Here is a 9198-nt window from a genome sequence, read left to right as displayed (position 1 = left end):
GTGGAGGGTTAGGGTGGGGATGGGTTTATCAATGCACTGATTGTGATTAATCCGCTCCCACCTAACCTTCCACCTTGCCGGCCGCCCTCGAAGGGGAAGCAATTCCCTGGCCGCGAGTAAATGCAATCCCTTTGTCAAACTAGATTTAATTACTCGCTCGCTTTACATACGGCATCAAGCCTTGACCCACACCGTCCTGTTTTCCACCCTTACCCGATACGCAGCCACCGAGTTCTCTTCTGCCTCCAGGCATTCCCCGGTTTCAAGATCAAAGTGATGCTTGTAGATCGGCGAAGCCACCACGATCCGCTTGCCTAGATTGCCGATCAGTCCGCGCGACAGCACGCTTGCCTGCGAGTTGGGATCGAAGTTGTCGATGGCGAACACCTGCTCCGCATCGCCGCGCAACCTGAACACCGCCACATGCCGTTCCCGCACCAGCGCACAGATGCCGGTATTGGGCACGATGTCATCGATCGAGCAGACCGCGTGCCAGGTCGCATCCGCGCTCGCTGCCGCCGAAACCGGCGGGTTTTCCAGTGTCAGGTCTTCTACCATCGCTTCCATCATCGCTTCCATTGTCTTGTTCCTTTCTTATGCCACTTGTGCAATCGGGATCGTCTTGCGGCGTTCATCCTGCGTCGCCGGGCGGATCTGTCCGCGTTCCTCGACGAACACCACGTTCTGGTCCGGCATGTCGCTGTTGACGAACTGGCGGAAGCGCTTGCGTGTCTGTTCGTCCTCGACCGCGTTCTTCCATTCGCAGGCATAGGTGTTAACTACGTGTTGCATGTCCGCTTCCAGTTCCGCTGCCAGGCCCAGCTTGTCGTTTACCACCACGTCCTTCAGGTAATCGAGACCGCCTTCGAGGTTGTCGCGCCAGACGCTCGTGCGCTGCAGGCGGTCGGCGGTGCGGATGTAGAACATCAGGAAGCGGTCGATGAACTTCACCAGCTGTTCCTTGGAAAGATCTGATGCCAGCAGTTCCGCATGGCGCGGCTTCATGCCGCCGTTGCCGCACACATACAGGTTCCAGCCCTTCTCGGTGGCGATCACGCCTACATCCTTGCCCTGCGCTTCGGCGCATTCGCGCGTGCAGCCCGATACCCCGAACTTGATCTTGTGCGGCGCGCGCAAGCCCTTGTAGCGGTTCTCCAGTTCGATCGCCAGGCCCACGCTGTCGTCGACGCCGTAACGGCACCAGGTCGAGCCCACGCATGACTTGACGGTGCGCAGCGACTTGCCGTACGCATGGCCGGATTCGAAGCCGGCAGCAATCAGTTCTTCCCAGATCGCCGGCAACTGGTCGACGCGCGCTCCGAACAGGTCGACCCGCTGGCCGCCGGTGATCTTGGTGTACAACCCGTACTTCTTGGCCACCTGGCCGACGGCGATCAGTCCGTCCGGCGTGACTTCGCCGCCTGCCATGCGTGGTACCACCGAATAGGTTCCATCTTTCTGGATGTTGCCGAGGAAGTAATCGTTGGAATCCTGCAGTCCGGCATGTTCCTGGTTGAGCAGGAAGTCGTTCCAGCAGGAGGCAAAGATGTTGGCGGCCACCGGCTTGCAGATATCGCAGCCCAGGCCCTTGCCGTGCGCAGCCAGCAAGGCGCCGAAGGTCTTGATCTTGCCCACGCGGATCAGGTGGAACAGCTCCTGGCGCGAGTACGGGAAGTGTTCGCACAGGTGGTTGTTGACAGCCAGGCCCTGCTTCTTCATCTCGGCCTTCATCACTTGCGTCACCAGCGGCACGCAGCCGCCGCAGGCGGTGCCGGCCTTGGTGCAGGCTTTCAGGTCGCCGATGGTGACGGCGCCGCCTGCGACCGCGTCGCACAGCTGGCCCTTGGAGACGTTGTTGCAGGAACAGATCTGCGCCGAGGCCGGCAGCGCATCGACGCCGAGGCCGGGCCTGGTCTTGCCGTCGCTTTGCGGCAGGATCAGGAACTCCGGATCCTTCGGCAGTTCGATCCGGTTGAGCATCATCTGCAGCAGCGTGCCGTATTCGGCGGCATCGCCAACCAGAACCGCGCCCAGCAGATGCTTGCCGCAGTCCGAAACCACGATCTTCTTGTAGACCTGCTTGCGCTCGTCGCTGAACTGGTAGGCGCGGCTGCCGGCGGCGGTGCCCATGCAGTCGCCGATACTGGCCACATCCACGCCCATGAGCTTGAGCTTGGTGCTCATGTCTGCGCCGCCGAAATCCGCTTCCCCGCCAGCCAGGTGCTTCGCCGCGATGCGGGCCATGTCATAGCCGGGCGCAACCAGGCCGAACACCTGGCCATTCCATGCGGCGCATTCGCCGATGGCGTAGATATCCTTGTCGGAAGTGAGGCACTGGTTGTCAATCGCGACGCCGCCGCGCGGGCCGATGTCCAGGCCGATGGCGCGGGCGAGTTCGTCACGCGGGCGGATGCCGGCGGAGAACACGATCATGTCGGTTTCCAGGTGGCTGCCGTCGGCAAACACCATGTGGTGTTTCGCCTGCTCGCCGTCGATGATCTCGACCGTATTCTTCTGCACATGCACCTGCACGCCGAGATCCTCGATCTTGCTGCGCAGGGTGCGTCCGCCGGCGTCATCGACCTGCACGGCCATCAGGCGCGGCGAGAACTCGACCACGTGGGTCTGCAGCTGCATGTCGCGCAGCGCCTTTGCGCATTCCAGGCCGAGCAGGCCGCCGCCGATCACCACGCCGCTGCGCGAACGTGCGCCGCATTCCAGCATGGCTTCGAGATCTTCGATAGTGCGGTAGACGAAACAGTCGGCGCGATCCTTGCCGGGGATGGATGGCACGAAGGGATAGGAGCCGGTGGCAAGAACGAGCTTGTCGTAGCTGAGCACTTCGCCGGCGGCGGTCGTGACGGTTTTTGCGTGACGGTCGATCGCACTGGCGCGGGTATTCAATCTGAGAAGAAGGTTGCCGCGATCGAAGAAGCCGGGCGCGACCAGAGAGAGATCGTCGGCCGTTTTTCCGGCGAAGAATTCGGACAGATGAACGCGGTCATAGGCCGGACGCGGCTCTTCGCACAGCACCGTGACGTCGGCATCGCGCAGCCCGGCTTCATCGAGGCTTTCGAGGAACTTGTGGCCTACCATGCCGTGACCGATGACGATGATCTTCATGTGTTTCTCCTTCTGCAAGGTCGTATTGTTCTGCTGTGTGTTCAGGCGATGCCGGACCTGGCCGCGGGCTTCGCGCCAGGCGGGTTCGGCATTGCGGCGCAATCAATCAGGCGATTGATTGCAAGAGAAGCCGGCTTGATGACTTGAATTTACTGAGCGGGCGTGAGGCCGGACACCGCCGGCTTGCGTGCGGTAAGGAAGAAGATGCTTGCTGATTGACTCTGACATATGCAAACCATAGTTTGCGTGCACCGGCACACTGCCCTGGGGGCGCGTTCCGATTCACAGGACACCATTGTCCATGAAGCCCGGCATTGGACTCCATTTTGGTAAAGCACAATTGCTTTGCCTTGGCTTTAGCAATCAATGTGCCAAGCGATTTCACGGCTAAAGCCGGGGGATCAGGGGTCACCTGCGCTTCAAAATGGGCCGCGATGCATTACAAGGAAGCAGCAGCCGAAGGTATGCACCGAGGATGTGCGGACTGGGGTGCATCGTTTCGATGCATTGCCGTGCTCAGCCTGGCGATTTGCGCTCGTCGTGCCGGGTCAAAATGTATTCCAGCGCATTGGCGTTCTGCATGGTCAGGTTCATGATCGAGCGGGCTTCATGCCGGCCGGCGAACAGCAAGGCGTCACCGGGCTGCAATTCGCAGTCGGGGTCGGGCAGCAGCCGGCGATGTTCGCCGCGAATGAGCATCAGCACGATGAGGGGCAGTTCACGCTCGGCATCCGCATTGTCCCGAACCAGCTGGCCGATGGCGAGATGCCGCCCCTTCTGCAGTGCTTTGCATACCGCCGGCGCACCTTCGGTGTCGATGACGGTGCCCCACACTTCCGGCACCACATTCCCGCAGAAGGATTCGAGTCGGACCGTCAGCTCCCGGCTCCAGTCGGCATCCGACAGTCTGACGGCGGCGAGGAATTGCGCCAGCAGCGGCGTGGTCAGGACGGAAATGCATTCCTGCGCCACGACCCGGGTATGCACCATGCTGAAGTCGGCGTCGAAGGTATCGAACAGCACGTCGCTGGCGGCATGGTTGCGGCGGGTGACGACGAAGATGCCCGGGTTCAGCCGCTTGGCCATCATGGCGATTGCCAGGTTCTTCAGGTCGTCGTCGCTGCCGGCCACGATGCCGCTGGCCTGCCGGATGCCGGCAGACTCCAGCACGCTCGCCTCGGTCCCGGTACCGCGCACGACGCGTTCGCAGCCCGGGCCGGTCGCGCGTGGATCGATGAAGGTCAGCTGTATGCCGGGCAGATCCAGGCAACGCTCGATCGCACGGCCGAAGGTGCCGTAGCCGCAGATGATCCAATGGCCGCGCGGCGGCCTGTGTACTTCGGGGATAGGCGTACCCGGCAGGCCGGTCAGCACCTCGATCAGGCGAAACCGTTCTGGCGAGGCCACGGCCAGGCCGAGATATTGCGCGAAGCGTTCATAGGCATTGACGATGTGATCCGTGCCGAAGGAAGCCATGTTGTCGGCGATCAGCGGGCTGCGCACACGCGCCAGCACGGGTATGGCGGGATTGAGCAGCCTGACGTTGATGGCGATGGCCAGGTTGGCGTTTTCGTCATTGGTCACCGCCAGCACGCCGCGGCACTTGCGGTGGCGCAGGCCGGCCAGGAGCAGGTTGCTCGTGATGCTGGCATCGGCGGCCAGCGCCGGATCGTTGGTAATGAAATCTTCCAGCTCCAGTTCCTCGACGCGCTGGTTGTCCTTCTCCAGGATCACGAAATCGAGACCGAGAATGTCGAGCGCACGGCAGATCAGGCTGCCGGTTTCGCCGCAGCCGCAGATCACGTAAAACGGCGTATGGATGCGCGCCACGCGCCGCGCAAAACGGCTGCTGGTCAGGGTGTTTTGAAACGCCTTGTCCTGCACCAGCGCCAGCAGGGTCAATATGGAATATGACCAGCTGATCACGGTCAGGTAGATGCACACCGTCACCCACAGCCGCTGGCCGTCGGAGAAGGCGCGTGGAATCTCGCCGAACCCGATGGTCGTGGCGGTATAGCTGACGAAATAGAAGGCATGGAAAAAGCTCAGCGGCGGGGCCGGCGTGCCGTCCTCGTTCGCGCCGGGAATGAGCGTCAGGCCAAGTACCGAAATCGCATAGAACACGATCAGCAGGATCAGCGGCGCGCGCATGCGCCGCAGTACAAGGAAAAATACGCTGTTCACGTCCGGCACCGCCTGGAGTTGCAGGAAACTCAGCGGCGCATCATGACGGTTTCGACGATCAGCATGATCAGCGAAACGATATTGGCCAGCAAGGCGCCTCCGGACAGCGAGACCACGCTGGAGGTGTGCTCCGGCGTCATGCCGGTACCGGTCACATGCACCACCACCGCCCACAGCACGGCGGCCGCGATCAGCTGGATGTCCGCGACCAGGCTGGTTGAAAGCAAGACGGCGCCGATCTGCGTGCGGTCGCCGAACTTGAGCACGGTGGCAATCATGTTCACGACGATTGCGGCGAACAGTTCATAGATGTTGTGCAGTTCGGGGCGATCGATATCGCCGATGAAGAAGCCGAAGTTCAGCGTCGCGGCAAAGACGATGAAAAACGCAAACACCACTTTTTCCAGATTCATGACAGTTTCCCGGTTATACCAATCCCAAGGTATGACGTGTCAGATGAGAACAATGGATTTTTTCGTCTGGCAAGGCTGCGGTTGCTGATCAGGAATCCATAGCGAGGCTATTGATAACGAGAACAACGCCGCCAGGCGGAAAAAAGACGCGATCTCATGGCATGTCATGCCTTGGGATTGGTATCAAGCATCGATTGGCATGCCAGAACCATAACCGCCGGTTTCCGTTTCGGTATTGCGATCAGCAAAACATCTGCACCGGCATGGTTCACTGATCGGCATATGTGTTATCAAAACAACATTGTTTGTGTTAAAACAATGCTAACATCGCGCGCTGGTTTTGTTTCCTTTCCAGCAACTCCCGCGCCCCATGTCCAGCTCCGCCTTCCTCCGCTCGCCCTCCATCCCCCACTTCCACAAGCTGCGCCATCTGCTCGACGACTTCCAGCGCCAGGCCGCTCATCACGACGTCTCCCTGCGCCTGGCCATCGAGGAACGCCTCGCCAGCTGGTCCTTCATCTCCTCGTTGACCAGCTTCGACGCCCTCAGGCGCGCCGCCCATGCCCAGTTTCCCGCCCTGCGCAGCTCCGAATGCGTGCTCCATGCGCTGAATGACTCCAATGCCCGGGCTCGCGCGCTATTGCGCCAGGAGCTCGACGGCATCGACCTGTCTTCCATCTGGAGCGGGCTGTGGGAAGTGCTGGCCGAATCGGCGCTGTTTCTGGGCGGCGGCATCGTCATTGGTGGCGCAGGCGGGGCGGCACTGGGCTTTTTTGCCGGCGGCGGCGGCGCGGTGCCCGGCGCCATGGCAGGCGCAGCGGTCGGCGCGCAGGTTGCCGGACATATCATGACCCTGATGGGACTGCCCGGCCTGGTCGAGGCCATGAGCGAGGCGGCGGTGGAAGTGGCCCGGGCCTATGGCGGCGGCTTTGCCCACGGCTGGCAGGCCGGGCGCCAGCAGCCCGAGGATGCGGCGCTGTATGCCCGCCACCTGCAGCAGGCGGTGGAGCACTTTGCGCGCGGCCATGTAATGCTGGTGCGCGCGCTGCTGCGGGCGGTGGTGCAAGCGATCCTGCGCGGCGGTGCGGGCAAGGCACGCCTCCTGGGCGAACTGGGCAAGAGCCGGCTGGGGCCGGGCTTCGGCAGCTGGCTGCAGGCCAACGAAGGTCGTCTGGTCAAGCATGCGGCCCTGCAGCCGCCGATCAAGGCCGAGGCCAGGACGCCGGTTGCGCCACCTGCCAAATCACCGTCCAGGCCGAAGACCGAAGAGGTCAAGCCGGCCGAAACACCATCCAAGCCGCTCAAGGAAGGCGAAGGCCTGCCCTGCAAGAGCTGCGTCACTACGGCATTTCCGGTCAACCCCATCTTCGGCTGCAAGCTGCTCGAAGGCGACACCGAGCTCGACTTCGAGCTGCCTGCTCCGCTGCCGCTGCCCTGGCAGCGCGTCTACTGCTCCGACAACCCCCATTCGGGCTGGCTGGGACAGGGCTGGAGTTTGCCGGTCTCGCTGGCCTTGGAATTGCGCGATGACGAAGTGACTGTGCTCGATGCCCAGCACCGCCAAATCACCTTCTCCCTGCCGGCCATCGGCGCATCGCTGTACTCGCCCCATGAGCACGTCACCCTGCAGCGGCTGAGCGAGGCGCGCTATGCGCTGGTCGATAGCGACGGCTTGCGCCACATCTTCGAACGCCACGGCGACGGCCGCCATGCCCGGCTGGTGGAAATGCGCAATGCCAACCACCTGAGCATCCACATCCAGTACAACGGCCTGGGCCAGCCTTCCCGCATTCTCGACAGCGCCGGCCGCACGCTGGTGCTGCAGTACGAGCGCAATCGCCTGCGCAGCGTGGCCCTGCAGCGCAGTCATGTCGACGACATCACCGGCCTGCCGGTGCATGAGCAGGTGCTGCTGGTGCAGTACGACTATGATGCCGCCGGCGACCTGGTGGCGGTACATAACCGCGCCGGTGAGGTCGTGCGCGAGTATGCCTACCGCAACCACATGCTGGTGCGCCATGCGACGCCGGGCGCTCTGGTGGCCGAGTATGCCTACAGCGAAGATCATCCGGGCGGCAAGGTGGTTCGGCACTGGACCAATGCCGGCCATGAACTCGCATTCAGCTATCTGCCCGGCGAAACCCGCGTCACCGACCAGCTCGGCAGGACGCAGTCTTATCGCTACGACAGCAAGCAGCGCCTGACCGGCCAGACCGATGCGGCTGGCGGCACAAGCTCCATCACGCATAACCGGCACGGCCATCCGGTGGCGGTGACCGATGCGGCAGGAAGGACCAGCCGCTACCGGCATGATGCCCGCGGCCGCCTCATCGCCATCGAGCAGCCCGACGGCGCAACGACGAAAATCGCCTACGACCCGCAGCACGGCAAGCCGGCACTGATTACCGATGCCATGGGCGGCATCGCCGCCTTTCGCCATGACGAGCTGGGGAACATTGCCAGCATCACCGATGCGCTGGGCCAGCGTACCGCCTACCGTTATGGTGCGCACGGCTTGCCGACCGTCATCACCGATGCCGCCGGCCGCAGCCGCCAGCTTGTCTACAACGATGCCGGCCAGGTCATCCGCCATACCGACTGTTCCGGCCAGATTACCCGCTACATCTACGATGCCTTCAGCCAGCTGACCGGCGTCACCGATGCCCTCGGCCAAACCACGTCATACCGCCATGACGCCGCAGGCCGATTGATTGCCACCGTCCATCCCGATGGCAGCGAGGAACGGCTCGAGTACGACTGCGCCGGGCGCCTGGTGGCGCACATTGATGCCGCCGGCCGCCGCACCGCCTATGCGCTGGAAGCCGACGGCCTGCCGCAAACCCGCACCGATGCGCTGGGCCACACGCTGCAATACCGCTACGACAAGGCAAGGCGGCTGGCGCGGCTGGTCAACGAGAACGGCGCGGTGTATGCGTTTGCCTACGATGCACTCGATCGCCTGCACGAGGAAATCGGCTTCGACGGCCGGCTGACCCGCTACCGCTATGACGCCGCCGGCTTGCCGATTGCCAGGGAAGAACACGGCAGCCCGGCCGGTGCAAGCCGGCAGCGCCATGCCGATGCCCGCATCGATACCCGCTACGAGCGCGATGCCGCCGGCCGGCTGGTGGAAAAGCTGGTCTCGCGCATCACCGGTCCGGCGATGGCCGAGCAGCTGCGCACCCGCTACCGCTACGACAAGCTGGGCCGCCTGGTGCAGGCCGGCAATGCGCAGGCCGAGGTGGAACTGGAATACGACGCCGTCGGCCAGCTGATCGGCGAGACGGTCACCGGCCGCCATCATGCCAGCCGCATCGCGCATGCCTACGATGCGCTGGGCAACCGCATCCAGACCAGATTGCCCGACGGCCGCAGGCTCAACCAGCTGTTCTACGGCTCTGGCCACCTGCACCAGATCAACCTCGACGGACAGGTCATCTGCGACATCGAGCGCGACGGGCTGCACCGCGAGGTCGGG

5 protein-coding genes are annotated in these 9198 nt (G+C 63.1%); 1 reads left to right on the top strand and 4 read right to left on the bottom strand.

Translation table 11 applies throughout. The annotated features are described in order from the left end of the window. Positions 1–174: 174 nt before the first annotated feature. The 4 genes from nirD to IGW03_RS27870 form a co-directional block, all read right to left on the bottom strand. A complete protein-coding gene (nirD, locus tag IGW03_RS27885) occupies positions 175–558 on the bottom strand; it encodes a nitrite reductase small subunit NirD (RefSeq protein WP_194725792.1) in 384 nt (127 codons plus the stop codon). A gap of 36 nt (positions 559–594) precedes the next feature. Beyond that, positions 595–3123, bottom strand: a complete 2529-nt coding sequence (nirB, locus tag IGW03_RS27880; protein ID WP_194725791.1) for a nitrite reductase large subunit NirB — start codon at positions 3121–3123, stop codon at positions 595–597. Positions 3124–3639: 516 nt separating this feature from the next. Beyond that, entirely contained in the window at positions 3640–5307 is a 1668-nt protein-coding gene (locus tag IGW03_RS27875; protein ID WP_194725790.1) for a potassium channel family protein, read from the bottom strand. A gap of 29 nt (positions 5308–5336) precedes the next feature. Continuing rightward, positions 5337–5720 (bottom strand): DUF6394 family protein, encoded by a 384-nt coding sequence (locus tag IGW03_RS27870; RefSeq protein ID WP_194725789.1) that lies wholly within the window; start codon positions 5718–5720, stop codon positions 5337–5339. A 370-nt stretch (positions 5721–6090) separates the two neighbouring features. Here IGW03_RS27870 and IGW03_RS27865 point away from each other — a divergent pair. Further along, the coding region (locus tag IGW03_RS27865; RefSeq protein ID WP_194725788.1) for a DUF6861 domain-containing protein at positions 6091–9198 on the top strand (3108 nt) is incomplete at its 3' end.

Source organism: Noviherbaspirillum malthae (genome assembly GCF_015352985.1).
Taxonomy (GTDB): Bacteria; Pseudomonadota; Gammaproteobacteria; order Burkholderiales; family Burkholderiaceae_D; genus Noviherbaspirillum; species Noviherbaspirillum malthae.
Note: the sequence above shows the minus strand (reverse complement) of the source record. Positions and strands in the feature narration are given on the sequence as shown.